Origin of the sequence: Winogradskyella sp. (genome assembly GCF_028282165.1) — a bacterium.
Classification (GTDB): Bacteria; Bacteroidota; Bacteroidia; order Flavobacteriales; family Flavobacteriaceae; genus Winogradskyella.
This window is the reverse complement of sequence record NZ_JANQIM010000034.1, coordinates 49,562-66,937: the sequence shown is the minus strand read 5'-3', so window position 1 is coordinate 66,937 and position 17,376 is coordinate 49,562. Positions and strand designations below refer to the sequence as shown.

Sequence of the window (17,376 nt, the reverse complement as noted above, 5' to 3'; positions counted from 1 at the left end):
TTGTTTTCGATTGGTATATTTATGTAGTGCTAGTAGAGTACAAAACAAGAATTATTCAATTAAGAACACTGTTTTTCCAGTTAATAATTACAAAGTGTTTTTCAAGAAAACCAAATAATTAACTCAATTGGTTTTTTGGTCGTCTTTTTTTAAAAATTCCTTTGGAGTTAAGCCCGTATGCTTTTTAAAAGCCCTTTGAAAAGTTGTTTTAGAACCAAACCCACAATCAAGACCAATAGCAGATAAAGTTTTTATCTTAGAATCGGATTCGATATAGTTTATACAATATTTTATTCTGTAACTGTTGATTAGATCATTAAAAGTAATATTTAGTTTTTTGTTTAAAACAAACGATAATTCATGAGCACTTATGCCAAGCTTGGATGCTAAACTATCGCGATTAATACTAGGGTCTAAATACAATTGTTCACTTTCCATTATACTAATCAATCTATTTTCAAGGTTTTTGTTTTTATAGTACGAGTATGTAGAATCTGCAAAAACACGAGGATTTAAAAGGAAGCTTAACGTTAAATAATAGACCAGAACTCCTGATACTACATAGGTTATACTCCATAATAGGGCTTGGTTTGGGTTAATGTATATATCCGATATTCTTGCGACAAGAGCAACTAACCAACCAAACAAAAAAATCAATGAAATATACAATAGCTTTTTTTTAGAAATATCGTTTGATTGCTCTTTGTATAAAATAAAAATCAAAACCACACTATACACAATGTTATAGATTGCCATTAAAAAAGACATATACGTGCTTAATGAGCTTTCAATTTTTAGATGAAGTAATTCAATTGCGATAAAGCACACCTTTAAGATGAAAAAGGGAGTTAAATGAACTAAAAAAGATGTAAAAAGTCGTTTCTTTCTTAAGGATTCGTAAAATACAAATGTCAATGGCCCCAATGCAAAAAGATTTCCATGATTAATAAGATGTATTATTTCATTAATCCAACTAACATGACTAAGACAATCAATGGCAATAATTAATGTTATAGCTGCAAGAAGTTTAAACTGATTAGATTTCTTTGTAAGTAGAAAGCCTCCAAGTAGTATACCTTGTATACCAACTAATATGAATATAACTTGCTTTGTTAAAAGCATGATTAAGATTATTTAAAGCATGAATAGATACAATTCAAAATCGAAAGTTTTAAATCTTATTTAATCGTAAAATTAACTAATTGCTCTTATTTATTTAAGGCAGAAAAGGTTTTCTTAATCTACCATAACTAACATCTTAGATTGTCAATTTTTAAAAACCTTAGCTGACTGATTCTGAGTTGCTAGCTAATTTTCGGCTTAAAATGAAATCTATTAAAATAGTTCGTTTACAAATAACTTGGTTAATTACTTTTCTTAGTTCTTATTCTGTTTATCGATCGAATACTAACATAAGCACAGTACGTGTAAAATGAATATATTAAGTATCTCTGTATAATTCCGTAGTTTTCAATAAGAAAACTAGAATCCACAAAAATTGGCAATAAATTCATTATTACTCCAGAAATGATAATAATAAAGGCATAGATTGAAAACGTTATAAAACTAGTGCCGAGTTGGTTACGCCATTTTAGAGCAAAAAGGAGAGGTGAAAAATATCCTATTATTAAAGATAACCCAAAAATATTATGCAAGTAGTGTGGAGAAGGAAAAAATCCAATAGCTATTTCTGATAAGCTGAAGAGTAATAAAAAAATGCATGGAACAATCGATAGCTTATGCTCAACTGAAAAACGAATAAGTCCGATTGAAAACAACAACAATAAACAACTAGTTCCTATTGAGAAAAGTTGCCATTCATTTCTTAATAGAGAACCCTGTTCCCCAATTTCACTTATTGTTTGAGAAATTTGACTATAGTCTTGTAGTAGTAAGGCAAAAATGATTGTCCCAAGAATAAATAATGTCGAAGTTATCCATCCTAGATGTAGTAAAATTTTATTGTTCATTGCCTAGCTTTTTGTATCGACGATTTAATGGGGGCTTTTGTTACATATCGAATATGAACGATACTTGATTTGGTAATGATATGCTTATGTAACCTAACTTTAAATAATTTCATCAGCAGTTTCAATTTAGCAATTTTTGAAACCTTCCGTACTTTAGGTTTGTTTAGGTTTAGAAATCTCAATGTAGAAAAACAATCATTGTTGTCATGCAAAGTAAGTATTGAACTTATAATTACTTTAAGTTATCTATGAAAAAGAATTTTCTTATTGTTTTAGGCTTATTGTTATCACTTAATATCAATGCCAAGGGTAAATGCGGTTCAGAAAGATCGATAGTTAACAACGATTCGCTTTTTAATTTTCTAATCGGAAAATTTGAAAGAATAGATTCTATAGCTTATGACAAAAAAATATGGATTGTCGAAAAAGGAATTTGGTTAGGAGAGTGTCTGCAATCATGTAAGTCATTGAAAGATAAAACATGGATTAATGGTGATGATCCAGAAATCTCTATTCGGTCAATTGACTCCATAACAGATAAATGGGTAGTTAAAAAACATAAATGGATTACTTCTAGAGGTTTAATTAAAGTTGAATATGAAGTCAAGAAAGATGGTGAAGAGATAATTGAAATACCAAGAAAACCTAATAACTCTAATGTTGAAGGTGCCATAGAGATGTCAAAATTCTATGATATAAAAAACAACGGTTTTAAATGGGCATTAGGCATTTTTGTAAACAACGAGTTTATACCTTACAGAATAGTAACATGCTTAAGAATATAAATTCTATTAGCTTTAAAAAATGTCCTTATAAGGTTACTTCAATAATTATAACATTGGTGTATTCCTGTAGTTGAGGATATTAACTTGTTTTATTCTCACTCAACTTTTGTATAATTTTTTCCGCGTTTGAATTATCAGGATTCATTTCATAAGCCTTTTTATAATATCTAAGAGCATTCACAGTATCACCAGACTCTAGATATGCCTCGCCTAAACTATCATAGGTATTTGAGCTATTGGGATATAAAATGGTATTAATCTTAAATATAGTCACGGCAGCTTCGTATTGTTTTTTTGACAAATAATTATACCCTATTCTGTTCAATTGGGATTCTTGAACCATGGGGTTTTCAGGAGTATCATTCTTTACTTTAATATAGGCGGCCAAAGCTTCGTCGTATTTGTTTTCTTCTGCTAGCTCAACGGGAAGTTTTCCAATGATTTTGCGCATAATTACGTCACCCTTACTATTATCATCCCATACATGTCTAATTTCTGTGACGCCATCATCTTTTGGTATAAATTCTATATGGGAAAGCTCATCTATAAGAAAGGCGTTATTACCTATATAGATCAGTTCCATATCATCGTTAAATGTTATATAGAGCTTTTGGTCTTGTTCTTTAACATAGACAATTCCTCCCCAAGCCGAATGTTGGTATCGCCCTATTATTTCACTAAGGAGCGATTCTGGAACAGGCTTTACTAGATTCTGATCTATTGGAACTTTCCAACCATGAGTTTTAATGATATGATCTCTAAACTTGTCAAGTAATGGTACACGTACGTTGTTAGGACCGTTCCCAAATAATACGATGCCTTTACCACCCTCCATAGTTGCATAGATATTGCCGCCGATACCAGTATTAGCTCCTCCATGAGAGAACCAGTCCAGATTACCCATGGCCATCCATCTTTCCCAGCCTAGACTCCAGCCTCCTAGAGGTTCTCTAATCACCCTATCCGTAATTCGTCTGGCAACATTTTCCGAGAAAACCTTTGATTTTTTTCCGTTTAGTGCTTTTTGAATTTCAATTAGCAAAACTGACATATCTGTTGGATTAGACCACATCCCAGATGCCGAAACCTGAGGAGTAATAGGTAATCCCGTTTTTATCACTTCTCCACTTTCGTTATGTGCTTTTGCAGTGTTTGTTAAAAATCCAGCTTCATTAGGTTGTTTCATTGTGGTATGCATTAGGCCTAATGGTGTAAAAATATGCTCTTGTGCAAGATCAGCTAGAGATTGGCCTAAGTGATCTTCAAGAGCCATCATGGCAATAGTATAACCGCCACCACTATACTGCCATTTAGTTCCAGGAACAAATGTTATTTCAATCTCTTTATTGTATCCAGGAAGTTTACCTTGAACAGATTCTAAAATGGTAGGAATATGATCCCCTTCATAAAAATCCGCAAAGCCGTGTTGAGTGGTGCCTGCCGTATGACTTAAAAGATGCTCTAATGTAACTGGATTGTCTAAGGTATAGTAGTTCGATGGAATTTTCCATCGCTTTAAGTAGGTATTTACGGGTACTTTAAGATCTATTTTCCCTTTTTCTTCCAAGATAGCAAAGAGTAATGCTGTAATCGCTTTAGAAATTGATGCCGTTGAGAAAGCGGTTTGTTGATCGAGGAGTATATCATCGTATTTTACGCCCCATGCGCCTTTCCATATAATCTCATAGTCTTCAAATACTGCAACGCTCAAACCTTTAAGCCCACTCTTTTTCATAAATTGTTCAATGGATAAAGTATCACCACCGTCAACAGGAATTTTTGTTGTTGCGATTGACTTATTTGTAGTGGAATTTGTGTCTTGTTTGGTATTACAGTTAAGAAAAAGTAATACGACAGATAAATAGATACATTTTAGCTTTAGATTTTTCATAAAACATCTGTTTTGCCTAAAAGTAACTATCACAATAGGTATTAATATTTCAAAAATTGCTAAACGTTATATTTTTTTGCAAGTGTAAGAAAATTATTCTGCGGCTTTTTTCAGTGGATACTAAATTAGCAATATTTGAAAATTGAATGCCTAGAGATTTTTCTTCTTTTGGCTAAATTTAGTCCAAATGAAAAGAGTTTACGCTTCTTTATTAATCCTACTCTTCACTTTTGCGTGTAAAAAGTCTAAAGCGCAAGATGAGCCCATAAAAAATAATACAATAAACTCATCACTTTTAATAAAGGATTTAGATACTTTAAAACACTGGATAACTAAAGCTCATGGTGATCCGTATAGGTTTACAACGCCAAAGAATCTAAATGATCAGTTTGAAAAGGCAAGGCAAGAGGTGATACGAAAGCAATCAATTTCAGGAAATGAGTTTGCAGGAATTGTAATGCCAATTATAGCTGAACTTAGGGACGGTCATGCTCAGGTTTTTTTACCTAATTTGAATGATATAAAAGGAAATCTAATTTTTCCGGTCAAATACATATTTGTCAATAAAAAACCTTATGTAATTAAAAATATGTCATCCGAAGATATAGAAATAGGTTCTGAAATCTTAGAGATAAATGGTCAAAACACAAGTGTTTTCTTCAATAAGATAATTCCCATACTACATAGAGACGGAGATATAGAAACTATTAGGTACAGACGTCTTCAAAATCAGCTTTATTTTACCAGAGTGTTAATGGCTCTGGGCAAAGCATCTAAAGTCTATAGCATTAAATACAAAAATAAAAAAGGGCAAATATTATCGTCTAGTCTCGATGGCTTATCCTATACAGAGTACATTGAGTCTTCTGCACAGAAAAGAGAAAAAATAAAACCAATGCACTATGCGAAAATTGATACCTTAAAAAATACAGCATTATTAGCAATTAAATCCTTAAATCCTGGATACTATCAAAAAGGTGAGTTTTATAAACAAATTGATAGCATTATAAATACCATAAATAGGGATATGATTTCTAATCTAATTATAGATCTGAGGAGCAATATTGGGGGCGAAGACTCATACATAATGTATCTCCTCCGTTATTTATTGGATAAAGAATTCACCGTTAATAGTGAGATAACGTTTAGGCAAAACAATTATAAGTTCTTACCAGATGGTAAGCATTGGGACATTGCACCAAATTGTTTTAAGAAAAATGAGAAAGGAACCTATGATGCTACCGAACATTTATGGGAAGACCACTGCACGCTTGGCAGCTTTAAGCCGTTTGATGAACGTTTTAAAGGAAGGGTAGTTGTATTGATTAATGCTTTTACCTTTTCTGCAGCTGCTGATCTTGCTTCTATGCTCTATTATAAAGAAAGAGCTGTGTTTGTAGGAGAAGAAACTGGAGGAAGCTCTATAGGCAATGTATCGGGGTATATACCTACACTCGATCTTCCGAATTCCAAGGTAAAGGTAAACCTTCCTCTAATAAGTTTAAAGAACCCATATTTTAGCTCCAAGTTCAATAACCATGGGGTTATTCCAAACTATAAAGTTGAGCCTACAGTCAATTCAATTTTAAGTGAAAAGGATGAGGTATTGATAAAGGCTATTAGCTTGATTAAGTGATATATTAAATCGTAATCATTTTTTACTCTTAATGATCTCTCAGTTCTCTTTGACGCATTGGCATACGATCTATAGTAGAAAATAGTATTTCGCTAGTCAATACATTATCGTTTTGCTTAAGCTTAATGCCGCCATCTAATCCGATCAGAACAATCTTAAATTCTACTCCTTCAGCATTATATTCATCAAATAAGCCCGAACTTTTCACCCAATCGGATTTATCCTTGTTCAACACTTTGTGTTTTTTTGGATGTATTTGGTAAATAATCAGTTTTCGCTCTTTTAGTTGTTTGGGCTTATCCAATAATTCTAACTGACGCATTAATAAGTCAGATGTTTCATTTTCTGAGATAACCAATAAAACACGATTTTTCCATAGGTGTTTTTCTAATTGTTGTGCATTAACTGAGACAAACAATGAAAGTACTAGTATTAATGTAGGATATTTCATCTGAAAACTGGAATTTAAAAATAATAAAAAAAGCGCTTCGTTAAGAAGCGCTCTCTCACTCAAATAACACTTAATAATTAGAGTTTAACTAATTTAGTTGTCATAGTTTGGTTATTGTCATTTTCAACTTTAACGATATACATTCCAGAACCAAGATTAGAAATATCAAACGTATCTGTTCTTGTAAAAGCACCGCTAAAGGCTTTAACCATTTTACCTGTAAGGTCATATATTTTAACGTTAGATACATTTGTATCTATGCTAAATAATGTACGCGATGGGTTGGGATACAGAGCAAAATCCTGTAGAGATTCAAACTCAGGAGTGCTCAGTACAGCTTCATTAGAATACATCAAAAATTCACCTGGACCTAGTGTAATGGGTGCTGATGTATCAATGACGTCGATCATTTCTGAGGAAATCATATTGAACCAAGTACCACCTTCAGGGAAGAAAGGAACTATGTCTTGGGTCGTAACACCAAAATTACCTAGGATGACTACTTGACTTATTTCAGTTCCAATAGCATCATCATCCGTTAGATATATACGTTTAAGACCGTTTGTCGTCTGAGATTCAATCGTAAAATCATCAGTTTTAAAGATTGGTAGGTTTTGTTTGAAATCTAGAATAGTAGCCCAAGTATCGTACACTTCTGTACGATCTGCTTCAGTAAGATAATCCCAACCATCGGGCTTTACACCTGTTCTGCAAGCATCATTACCATAAGGGAGTGGTATTGTTCCGTCTTCACATTCAAAAATACTAACATCATAACCTAATTCACCAAATTGCCAAATCATTTTAGGACCAGGAATGGTAAAAAAGAATGCACCTGCTGCCTTCATACGCTCAAGGGCAGTACTAAGATCAGTTACGTCATAGCCACCATTGGAATTACCAAAGGCTATATTTTTATACATTAGTCGTTCTTCATCATGACTTTCCATATAACCGATATTCATTGGCGCACTAAGACCTATATTCTGCCAGTCCATATCATTAAAATTAGAAGGTGTATAGCCCATAGTTGCTTCGTTGTAAGGATCGGTGTATTTATTCCAGAACATGATGCCCTTGCCTTCGGCAAGACGATAGTTGCTCCATTCAATCTCTTCATTTCGTGACCCACCAAAACCTAGATGTTCAAAAATTATAAGCGCATTATCATTTGCATCCCAACATGCATCAGCATACTGCTTCAATATATCAACACGATCTTGATTATAGTTATTGGTACACGCCTCGTTATTAAGACAATTTTGTGTAAATCCTTTGGTTAGATCAAATCTAAAGCCATCCAAGCGGAATTCTTCGAGCCAGTATTTGATAGTTTGCTCAACATATTCTTGTGTAGCTGGCGACTGGTGATTAAAATCATTGAACACGCTATAGCTGTGAGTAGCAACTGGGTTAAAGAAAGGACTATCACCTGAAGCTTGACCTCCTGTACCACCACCAGAAGTATTCCACATACGGTAGAATGGATGCTGACCAGTACCTTGGTTGTAAACTACATCTACTAAAACTGCAATACCTCTTTCGTGACAAGCATCAATCATAGCCTTAAAATCTTCTGGACTACCGTAATACTTGTCAAGCGCCATGTGGAATGCTGGATTGTATCCCCAACTTATATTGCCGTCGAATTCATTCACTGGCATAAGTTCAATAGCGTTTACGCCCAAAGTTTCCAAATAGTCCAATCGTGCTACAACATCGTCGAATGAATGATTGTCGTCAAAATCCCTTAGTAGAAGTTCATAAATCACTAAGTCTTCCTTTGCGGGTGGAATAAAGTTATCGACTTGCCAATCATAATCAGCTTGATTAGGTCTGAGCCAACTAACAGGATTGTTGGTTTGTCCATCTGGGTAAGCTGGAATATTAGGAAATGTGTCACTAGTAATAAATGGATCATTAAATTCATCTAATATGAGTGTAGAATAGGGGTCTGCAACAGCAATAGTTGCTTCAACCAAATACTGATAGAGTACGGTATCTGTATTAGCAAGTCCATTGACGGTAATCCAATGCCTATTTGTCGTTGAGTCATAGTTCATCGTAAACATATCGTCAATCTCCCAATTATTGAAAGAGCCTATGAGATAGACAAATTCCTTACCTTCACCATAAAGTACAAAAGTGATATCACCGTTTGAAGGAAAATCAAGATTAGCACCATCTATTGCGCCTGCTGGCACTGGAAGCATTGCTGGCGTAGGGCTTACTATGGCGGTGAAGCTTTGACTAAGTGTTGTATTGGTACTTACCTCTGTTGCCGTTAGGACAAAATCTGTGGATTCGTTTACCATGTAGTCAAAATTATAGTCCGTAATATTATTTTGAGTATTAACGACATTACCATTAGCGGTAAGTTCAAAATTAGCTGGTTGGCTTGCTGTATTCGCCATGATATTGAACATATCTCCTGCTGAGTTAACCAAAGTTACATCTTCAGTTGGATTAGTAAGGAATAATTGGAAAATTCCTACTTCAAAAGTAAAATCTCCTGTTTGGCTTGTCCCATCTTGGGACTTGGCCAAAACGCCGATTCTACCTATTCCAGTGTCGTTATAAAAGGTAGTTGGTGTAAAAGTATAAGTGTATGTACCATTACCTTGATCAGTAAACTCTGCAGCGGCTGGTGAATTACTAAAGTTGTCACCTGTAAGCGGGCTATTGCCAACAAAATCATCATTAAGATCAAAATACCAGGCCCACAAATACACATCTGTAGGATCCCAAGTTACTCCGGTAAGTGTTAACGTTATTTCATCATCTTCATTAAATGTTGGGGGGCTAACTGTTATATTTTGAGCGAATGTTAAACCTGTCGCAAAGATAGCCATCAAAAAAATAATCTTTTTCATGAGTATATAATTGTTTTTTAAAATCTTAGTTATGTAAAGGCATTTAGAGATTTAGTAAATTGAGTTTCGATTAATAAATGTAATGCTATAGTTATCTCTAAAATTCGTTTATTTAGATATGGGGATATAACGGTTATAGTTCTAGAAGTCTATAGCTCAAAAGGGTCAATATGAGAATTGACCTTTTATTTAGATCGTAAATAATCGAGCATGATATTAAAAATAGTGTAATTTTCTTATCATAATTCAAGATTAAAAAAGGCTTTTTGAAATAAAACAAATACTTAACATTCCAAAAAGCCTTTAAGTTGATTCAAAAAATAGAATGATAAATATTAATCTCCTATTCTGTATAAATTATAACTGCTATCGTTGAGGTTAACCCTCACGCGGTATAGACCAGCATTAACAGCAATATTGTTGTCTGGGTCCTGATCTAAGAATCCATCATCACCAGCATCACCAAGGTCATCACCACTACTCCAGTCATTGTTCGTTCTAAACTTAATTTCACCATTAACAAAAGTTGCGATATCACCAACAAATATATTTGGTTGTATTTCTGTAAGGGCAAAGTCAGGTCCATCTGCACCCCAATTGTTGAAACCAGAACCAACAACACCCCATACATCTGTTGCAACGATGGAATAGCTATTATCATTAAAATTAATTGTGATTAAATAATGCCCCTCTGTTACAGCGATATTATTATCAGGATCTTGATCTAAAATACCATCATTACCAGCATCACCAAGATCATCACCACTTGACCAGTCATTATTTGTTCTAAATTTAATCTCACCATCTACTAACCTAACACTTGCTTTAAAAGTGTCCGTGATATAATCATAGTAGAACTTACCATCAGGACCATCTGCGCCCCAATTATTATAACCAGAACCAACAACACCCCATGACCACTCTTCGATGGTGTAAGAATTATCATTGGTATTAATTGTTATTCTATAATCACCTGCAGTCACATCAATATTATTACCTGGAAGCTGATCTAAAACACCATCGCCGTCTCCATCTCCGAGGTCATCACCACTATCCCAATCATTGTTAGTTCTAAATTTGATTTGCCCATCAATTAAGGATACATATGCAACAATGATACCAGGTACAATAGTTGTATAAAACTGTCCATCAGGACCAGCACTACCCCAATCATTATATCCAGAGCCAACAACGCCCCAAGGGGAAGGGCCAATAAGAACAGGGAATGATGTAACAGTAATAGTAACGGTATTTGAATAAGTCTCAACCATCATATTGTCATAATCCATATAGTTGGCCTTAACTCTTAAATCAATATTTCCAGAAGTATCTCCTTCTATACCTAAATTGAGGGCGATGTTATTGAGTGTATTGGTGTTAACAGTTAAACTGTTTATATTTTCTAGACTGCTAAAAGACTCAATCACTGCAAAATCAGTATCTGCTAAAGCTGCTTCTAAAGTGTAGGTGATAGTTAAATTCTGATCATCCAAAAATTGCCATGAAGAAGTAAATACTTCATCGGATAAATTTTCGGGTAACAGTGTATAACTTTCTCCATCTTCTGGTGAGAGAAGTACAGGACCATCTTGAATAGAAACTACTGCAAAACTTACAAAATTAGAAACATCAGAACCTGAACTTACTCTTAGATAAGCTGTGGTCTCTATAAATGGAGTGTTATCTAATGATGCCAGTGTAGTATTAAGTTCCGTTTGTGTAAATGTAAAACTATTGGATTCCGTAGAACCAATACTAGTACTGCTTTCAAATAAATCATCAGTGCTAAGCTCAATATTATAAGTTCCACTTGCATTGTTATGGTCGGTCCAAGTAATATTGAAAGCTTGGTTGTTTAAATTTTGTGAATTTATTACTACTAGACCAATTCCAGGATCGGTTAATATAATACCATCTTGTGTGGTCAGCTCTAGCGTATTGTCCTCTTCACAACCTACGAAAAGAGTTGCTAATACTAATATTAAAATTTTAAAATTTATTTTCATAACTCATTTTTTTTATAGTGGGGAAATTGAAAATCTATACGCTCTAGGACTACTCAAATCTAAAGTAACTAAAGACGGACCAGATGCATTAGTTGAGAGATTCGAAGCATTAACACCAAGTTCAAGATTTCCATCTCCTTCATTATCTCCAATTTCTAGACTCCAAGAATCATTTATTCTGAACTTAAACTCAGCAGGATTAATATCCTCTTCTACTGTCCAAAGGCGTGTTTCTGGATTATAGGTCATATCTAAATCAGGATTGATAGTCGGATCATCAGCGTCCACCCATCCATTTTGTGTTGCTTCACCAGTCATAGCCCAATCGGTTTGCATCATAGAAATGGTTCCATCCTCGAGATTAACTCTTATTAGATAATAACCTTCCGAAGGGGCACTAAAAGAACCACTAGCTCCTTCTACTACTGTACCACCATCGTTTCCATATTCTGGATTGCCTTGAACATATTCGCCAACAAAACCTGATCTATGAAACCTAAAATTAAGATCTGAGCCACTAAAGTAAACAAAACCTTCATAGTCTGTTTCATTTCCAAACTCGCTTGATGCTATAGTTGGCGCATCTGCATCTTCAGGGCCATAACCGCTATTTTCCTGATAGGCACCAACTACATAAAGGCGAGGGAATTCAGTGGTATAAGGAAAGACATCAAATGAAACAGCGTTACTAAATTGTTCTAAACTACCTTCTGTTCCAATTGTAGAGACAATCCTTGCATAAACAGTACCAGTTTGAAATGGAGGCAAACCAGCATCACCTATAGCACTATTTAATTGACTAACTGTTAACGCTAGAGAACGCTGAGTAGTTGATGATACCTGAATGGGTTCAGCGAAATCAGCTGAATCGTCCATTTCGAGTCTGTAATTTATTTGCGTTGGTTGACCATAATCAGCTTCTTGCCATGAGAAATTGATGATTGTGGTACTCGAAAATTGAGGGTCTAGTACTAAATTTTCAGGAACATCAACCTCAAGTAACGCAGATTCTAAGACTTGCGTGGCAACGAATGTATCCTCATCTTCACTGCATTGAAAGAGGGTAAACATAGCAATGGTAAAGAATAGTATTTTTGATAGTATATTTTTCATAATCTTTTTATTAATACCCAGGATTCTGAGTTAAGTTAGGATTTGATGATAAACTTAATGCAGGTATTGGATAAATGCTAAAAGTAGATGGTATAGCTATACCATTATCACTATTACCTTTCCAAATCCAATTGTATGTACCTCCAGTATATCTGTTAAATCGAATTAAATCTTGTCGTCGATGTGCTTCCCAATGTAATTCTCTGGATCGCTCATCCAGTATGAAATCTAATGTTAACTGACCAGCAGTTATTGAGTTGGGATTATTAGCTCTAGTTCTTAATGCATTTACATAACTCACGGCTTCAGAAATAGTACCACCACCACCACGCAGATGTGCTTCAGCATACATTAGGTATACATCAGCTAATCTGAATAGGGGGAAATCGGTATCTACATATGTTCTGTCAGTTCCAGGAGTACCAGTTGAAGCTACATTAGAATACTTCTGAATTATGTATCCTGTATCTCTATTTGCAATATCAATTATGTCAATAGGTCTATCACCTGAGATGATTGTATTTCTTTCATCGGAGGAAAACATACTACCTTCAAATAATTCAACAAACTGTCTACGAACTCTTAGGGCACCACCCCATCCACCTTCATTTACACCAACTTCAACACCATTTTCCTCAATACTACCAACCGATCCGTTGATCATAACCGTAGTTGGACCAAAGTTTTGGGTATCTCTACCGTCAGATACAATAGGGAAAATAATCTCGTTTATTGCTGAATTGGTATTATTATCCGCCATAAAATTATGAGCGTATGAGCTAGCCAGCATATAATCAGAAGTAATAATTCGATTACAGTAGTTTATACAATCCGAATAGCGATTTTCGCCTATATATACTTCAGCATTTAAATATATTTTAGCTAAAATCATGTAAGCTACACCTTTATCAGCTCTACCGTAAACATTTTGGTTAGCGTCAACTAAATCGTTTTCTATATCTAACAATTCACTTTCTATATAGCTAAAAAGTTCGGCTCTATCAAATACTGGAGTCACTGCGTTGATCGGAGTCTCTTCAGTGGCAAAATTTGCCTTTCCGAAAAGATCCATCATATAATAATAAGATAATGCACGCAATAGTCGTGCTTCAGCTCTATAGGCCACAATCTCATCTCTTGTTGCTTGAGATACATTTCTGCTGTCTAACAATTCTGGAGTTGTTTCACGTAAAAAATTATTTGCAAATGCGATTGTAGCATGCGTTCTACTAAACATTCCCAACAACAATGGATTTGCAGAAGTCCATATATTACGTTGTATTTCTCTTGTTCCCGCATCTCCTTCATAAGACCATATCATTTGGTCTGCTGATAAGGTTTGTAAATATAACAAGACACGACCAAATTGACTTGTACCCGCATCAATACCCTGTAGGTTAGAATCTAAAGGGCCCTCTGTTCCCGTTAATGCTAAATTAGCATATACACCTGCAAGCAACTGCTCATAAGCTGCTTCATCATTAAAGGCTTCACTTCCTAATAAAGTATCATCGTCTAATGGTACAATATCTAAGTCGTCCGTACAGGAAAACATGAATAAGACCGAAAGCAAGACAACACTTACGCTTTTAATTTGTTTCATCATTCTTTTCATTTATTTAACTTTTTTTTGTTTTAAAATCTAAATTGAGCACCTACTAAAATATTACGTGTTCTTGGAAAAATAGCTTTGTCAATACCTGGAGCATCTCCCGTAATATCTATTTCAGGATCTACACCACTGTAATCTGTGATTACAAATGCGTTTTGTAAACCTGCCCAAAGCCTTATACTCTTAATATACTTTGAAAAATCCCTAAACGTATAGCCCAAAGTAATATTGTCCATTCTCAAAAATGATGCATCTTCTACGTATATGTCAGAAAGGATTACATTATCTCTTCGTTGGAAATTATTATCAAATACCGATGTAGGGAGATTACCTAATGACGCATTGTTTATGACTTGGTCAAATTGTGCTCTAGAAGAATTAACATTATTATATACATGATTGCCTATACTTGCTCTCAAGTTAAAGGAAAAATCCCAGTTTTTATAGTTTAAATTAGATTGGAATCCCAATAAAGCATCAGGGTCTGGGTTCTCTCTAATGTAACGGTCTTCATCATTAATTATGTTATCTCCATTTAAATCGGCATAGGCGCCTTCTATTGCATTACCATTTGTATCATATAACTGTTTGAATACTAAGAACGAATTAGGTGCTTCACCTTCTCTAAGCACTTGTCCTAAAAGTCCAGTAGCTCCATCAACGCCTCCAGCAAAAATATCTTGGCCAAAAGCCAATTCAGTAATTTCTCTATCGAGTAATGTAGCATTAAAGTTTACATTCCAGTTAAAATCTTCTTTATTTATGACGTTGTAGTCAATACTAAATTCTAAACCAAGTGTACGTAAATTACCAACATTTTGGACAATATTATTGGTAAAGTTGGTACCATCAGCAACAGGCGCATTAAAAAGTAAGTCTTCAGAATCTTTTTGGAACACACTTATAGAGCCTGATACTCGGTTATTAAACAACCCGTAATCCACACCAAACTCTATGGTTCTGGTTTCTTCCCACTTTAAATCTGGATTAATGGCTGAAGGTACTAAGGTTCTTACAGGTTGGTTATTAAATTGAAAGATAGAATTTTCATCACCTAATCGTAATCTATTTAAAAATATATCGTTCTCGTTAAATAATTCTTGTTGACCATTGAAACCAATACTTGCACGTAGCTTTAAATTTGAGATAGTGTTAGAATCTTTCAAGAAGTTCTCGTCACTTATACGCCATGCCAATGCAGCACCACCAAAATCACCCCAACGATTTTCCTCACTGAAACGCGATGTACCATCACGTCTGTAATTCAATGTTAATAAATACTTACCCTTATAGTTTAAATTAAGTCGTCCTAAGAAACCAATTAATACAACATCTGGATCAGCAAAAGTATCAGGGAAAGTTTCAGGATCAAAAATATTGTTAGTCTCAAATCCATCAAAGCTGAATCTTTGGTAGGAATATCCAGCAGTTACGTCAAACCCGAAATCGCCAATATCTTTGGCGTAAGTTAAATAGGTGTCGAGGGATTCGTTTGTACGTGTTTCCTCGGTTCTACGAACATCTCTTTTAACATCATCATCTGTTGCTAGCAGTTCATTTATAGTAGATACAGATTCTATACGGTCGTATCCTAAATTAAGTACTGCTTTCAGTTCAGGAAGAAAATGAAACTTATAATCTAGATTAATATTACCAAAAGTTCTATTAGCATCACCTATATCTCTTCGTTGGGTTAACTTAAACACTGGATTTCTGTTTACTTGAGCAGCAAAATCAGTACCTGAACTATTTAGATACTGGAAGAATCCTTGAGTAAATGCAGGAGCATCAGGATCTAAAACAGGCTGTGTCGGGTCGAATGACAAAGCAGCTCCAACTTGATTTCTATCAGCAAAACGATTGTCTTCAAAGGCCATGTTAGCATTGACATTTACTTTTAAATGGTCGTCAAAAAAACTTGGGTTTAAGGATAGCGACAGTGTGCGTCTTTCATACAATGAGGTAATTAAAGCACCTTCTTGTCGTGTAACACCAAATGAGAAACGTGTAGGTAAGAACTTAAAGAGTTCACCTCTAAGTGTTACATTATGTATTGCAGAAACCGTTTCTCTTAAAATTTCATCTTGCCAGTCTGTGTTGGCTTCACCTAATTGAGAAGTATCAAAGGTAGTTCCATTTAGAGGTTGAGAATTAATCAAGTCTCTATACTGATCAGCCGAAAGGACGTCAATAGTTTCATCAACTTGTCCAAAGGTATATTGAGTATCTAAATCTGCACTAAAACCTGTACGGCCCTTTTTAGTTTTGATGATAATAACACCATTTGCTGCACGGGATCCATAAATTGCAGTAGCAGAAGCATCTTTTAAAACCGAAAAAGATTCAATATCATTCGGATTAATCGTTGCAAGTACACCATTAGCTCCAGCAACAGATTGGTTAGATATAGGCAAACCATCAATAACAATTAGAGGATCATTAGAGGCATTAATAGAAGAACCACCTCGTATTCTGATAGCCCCTGTAGCACCAGGCTGTCCGCCAGCAGTACTTACATTTACCCCAGCAACACGTCCGCTTATTAAATTTTCTGCCGTTACAATGTTACCGCGTGTAAAATCCTTTGAAGTTACAGATTCAACGGATCCAGTTGCATCTTTTACGGTTGTTGTACCGTAACCGACAAGTACCACTTCATCTAGCTGCGCTGCGTCTTCTTCTAGCGCAACGTCAATGGTTGCCTCGCCATTATAAATAATTTCTTGGGTACTGTAACCCACATAAGAAACAACAATAGTTTCTCCTTGATTTACTTCTATGGAATATTTACCATCAAAATCTGTTGATGCTCCTCTAGAAGTGCCTTTAATCACGATGTTAACACCTGGTAAAGGCATAGCGTCTGCCTTGTCTGTAACTGTACCTGAAACTAAGGTTTGAGCAAACATGGTTGCAGGTAACATAATTATACAGATTAATACAGCATTTAAGAATGTTTTCATACAATAATTTTAAATTAATTGCTTTAGTTAATTGATTTATATTTTCACTTCTCGGGTTAAATCTATGTAAAATTAG

General features: G+C 34.8%; 11 protein-coding genes. 2 read left to right on the top strand and 9 right to left on the bottom strand.

The window, feature by feature from the left end:
• Nucleotides 1-123: 123 nt before the first annotated feature.
• Nucleotides 124-1,122, bottom strand: a complete 999-nt coding sequence (locus Q0972_RS14165; RefSeq protein WP_299366670.1) for an AraC family transcriptional regulator — start codon at nt 1,120-1,122, stop codon at nt 124-126.
• Nucleotides 1,123-1,364: 242 nt separating this feature from the next.
• The gene (locus Q0972_RS17925; RefSeq protein ID WP_367182407.1) at nt 1,365-1,970 is read right to left on the bottom strand and encodes a DUF998 domain-containing protein; all 606 of its coding nucleotides are present in this window, start codon (nt 1,968-1,970) and stop codon (nt 1,365-1,367) included.
• 248 nt (nt 1,971-2,218) lie between these two features.
• Here Q0972_RS17925 and Q0972_RS14160 point away from each other — a divergent pair, with 248 nt between their 5' ends.
• A complete protein-coding gene (locus tag Q0972_RS14160; RefSeq protein ID WP_299366669.1) occupies nt 2,219-2,755 on the top strand; it encodes a hypothetical protein in 537 nt (178 codons plus the stop codon).
• A gap of 79 nt (nt 2,756-2,834) precedes the next feature.
• On the opposite strand, the gene Q0972_RS14155 is transcribed toward Q0972_RS14160, so the two are convergent.
• Entirely contained in the window at nt 2,835-4,646 is a 1,812-nt protein-coding gene (locus Q0972_RS14155; protein WP_299366668.1) for a beta-lactamase family protein, read from the bottom strand.
• Between the two features lie 187 nt (nt 4,647-4,833).
• Between Q0972_RS14155 and Q0972_RS14150 the strand changes: the two genes are divergently transcribed.
• Nucleotides 4,834-6,282 (top strand): S41 family peptidase, encoded by a 1,449-nt coding sequence (locus tag Q0972_RS14150; protein WP_299366666.1) that lies wholly within the window; start codon nt 4,834-4,836, stop codon nt 6,280-6,282.
• A gap of 28 nt (nt 6,283-6,310) precedes the next feature.
• Here Q0972_RS14150 and Q0972_RS14145 read toward each other — a convergent pair whose 3' ends face one another.
• From Q0972_RS14145 to Q0972_RS14120, 6 genes are all read right to left on the bottom strand, one after another.
• The gene (locus tag Q0972_RS14145; RefSeq protein ID WP_299366665.1) at nt 6,311-6,733 is read right to left on the bottom strand and encodes a DUF4174 domain-containing protein; all 423 of its coding nucleotides are present in this window, start codon (nt 6,731-6,733) and stop codon (nt 6,311-6,313) included.
• A 77-nt stretch (nt 6,734-6,810) separates the two neighbouring features.
• Nucleotides 6,811-9,606: an alpha-amylase family glycosyl hydrolase gene (locus tag Q0972_RS14140; RefSeq protein WP_299366663.1), complete on the bottom strand. Its 2,796-nt coding sequence runs from the start codon at nt 9,604-9,606 to the stop codon at nt 6,811-6,813.
• 335 nt (nt 9,607-9,941) lie between these two features.
• Entirely contained in the window at nt 9,942-11,612 is a 1,671-nt protein-coding gene (locus tag Q0972_RS14135; protein ID WP_299366661.1) for a SusE domain-containing protein, read from the bottom strand.
• A gap of 12 nt (nt 11,613-11,624) precedes the next feature.
• Entirely contained in the window at nt 11,625-12,725 is a 1,101-nt protein-coding gene (locus Q0972_RS14130; RefSeq protein ID WP_299366659.1) for a SusE domain-containing protein, read from the bottom strand.
• 10 nt (nt 12,726-12,735) lie between these two features.
• On the bottom strand, nt 12,736-14,331 hold the full coding sequence (locus Q0972_RS14125) for a RagB/SusD family nutrient uptake outer membrane protein (RefSeq protein ID WP_367182406.1): 1,596 nt from the start codon (nt 14,329-14,331) through the stop codon (nt 12,736-12,738).
• A 29-nt stretch (nt 14,332-14,360) separates the two neighbouring features.
• Nucleotides 14,361-17,300 (bottom strand): SusC/RagA family TonB-linked outer membrane protein, encoded by a 2,940-nt coding sequence (locus Q0972_RS14120; protein WP_299366655.1) that lies wholly within the window; start codon nt 17,298-17,300, stop codon nt 14,361-14,363.
• Between the last annotated feature and the right edge of the window lie 76 nt (nt 17,301-17,376).

Bases quoted from the DNA above. Each gene is read 5' to 3' on its own strand.
- Q0972_RS14130 (WP_299366659.1), bottom strand. From the start codon at position 12,725: ATGAAAAATATACTATCAAAAATACTATTCTTTACCATTGCTATGTTT.
- Q0972_RS14120 (WP_299366655.1), bottom strand. From the start codon at position 17,300: ATGAAAACATTCTTAAATGCTGTATTAATCTGTATAATTATGTTACCT.
- Q0972_RS14155 (WP_299366668.1), bottom strand. From the start codon at position 4,646: ATGAAAAATCTAAAGCTAAAATGTATCTATTTATCTGTCGTATTACTT.
- Q0972_RS17925 (WP_367182407.1), bottom strand. From the start codon at position 1,970: ATGAACAATAAAATTTTACTACATCTAGGATGGATAACTTCGACATTA.
- Q0972_RS14145 (WP_299366665.1), bottom strand. From the start codon at position 6,733: ATGAAATATCCTACATTAATACTAGTACTTTCATTGTTTGTCTCAGTT.
- Q0972_RS14125 (WP_367182406.1), bottom strand. From the start codon at position 14,331: ATGATGAAACAAATTAAAAGCGTAAGTGTTGTCTTGCTTTCGGTCTTA.
- Q0972_RS14160 (WP_299366669.1), top strand. From the start codon at position 2,219: ATGAAAAAGAATTTTCTTATTGTTTTAGGCTTATTGTTATCACTTAAT.
- Q0972_RS14135 (WP_299366661.1), bottom strand. From the start codon at position 11,612: ATGAAAATAAATTTTAAAATTTTAATATTAGTATTAGCAACTCTTTTC.
- Q0972_RS14140 (WP_299366663.1), bottom strand. From the start codon at position 9,606: ATGAAAAAGATTATTTTTTTGATGGCTATCTTTGCGACAGGTTTAACA.
- Q0972_RS14165 (WP_299366670.1), bottom strand. From the start codon at position 1,122: ATGCTTTTAACAAAGCAAGTTATATTCATATTAGTTGGTATACAAGGT.
- Q0972_RS14150 (WP_299366666.1), top strand. From the start codon at position 4,834: ATGAAAAGAGTTTACGCTTCTTTATTAATCCTACTCTTCACTTTTGCG.